The sequence below is a fragment of the Oleiagrimonas sp. MCCC 1A03011 genome (genome assembly GCF_003267965.1).
Lineage (GTDB): Bacteria > Pseudomonadota > Gammaproteobacteria > Xanthomonadales > Rhodanobacteraceae > Oleiagrimonas > Oleiagrimonas citrea.
In genome coordinates, this window is the sequence record NZ_MSPY01000057.1 from 1 (window position 1) to 747 (window position 747).

The following is a 747-nucleotide window of genomic DNA, read 5'->3' on the forward strand; positions in this document are numbered from 1 at the left end:
GGGTGGAAGCACGAACCCAACGTTTCGCCACGGTCCGGCAGCCGGGGAGACCGCGTGATCGCTTAAATTGTCCCTGACACCATTTTGATGTTGGATAATGCTGGCCTTGGCTTCGGCCATCCACGACGATGAAGGAAGACCGTTGCGCCGCACAAGAACAGATACTGGTCGAGCACTTCTTCGCGGAAGGTGCGGTTGAATCGTTCAATGTAGGCGTTCTGGTTGGGCTGAATCGACCAGGGCCTTGTAGACGCCTCAGAGCCATAATGTATGGCTACGACGGAGGTGTCCATGAGCGGCAAGCGGGTGGAAGCACGAACCCAACGTTTCGCCACGGTCCGGCAGCCGGGGAGACCGCGTGATCGCTTAAATTGTCCCTGAAGACTCATGTCGCCGCCCCCTGCGCGAGGCGGTACGTTTGTGGTTCCTACACCCAAGCGTCGCCCGCGACACGTGGGCACCAGGCCCAGCCAGGCGGCCATCTGGCGCCCTTGCTTGAATTCACGGGCATCGCCCACCGTGGCCACCGTGGCCACCGCGGCATCGGCCGTGATCGGCCCGATGCCGGTGATAGCCCGCAGCCGCACGCAGCGCGCATCCGTTCGAAGAAGTTATCGTGACGCCCTACCCTCTGCACACCCAGCAGCTCTTCCCATATCCCAGCGAGTGCCTGCTCGGTCTCTCCCTGGGGCGGTTCGTAGACATGGCGTACATAGGCATCGTCTTCAGGCGCCGGCAGCGCCTTGC

2 pseudogenes are annotated in these 747 nt (G+C 62.2%); both read right to left on the bottom strand.

From position 1 onward, the window contains the following. Window positions 1–155: 155 nt before the first annotated feature. A pseudogene (locus tag BTJ49_RS15350) lies at window positions 156–227 on the bottom strand (integrase core domain-containing protein); the annotation flags it as partial. Between the two features lie 228 nt (window positions 228–455). Beyond that, window positions 456–590 (bottom strand): annotated as a pseudogene (locus tag BTJ49_RS15355) (transposase); the annotation flags it as partial. Window positions 591–747: the final 157 nt, after the last annotated feature.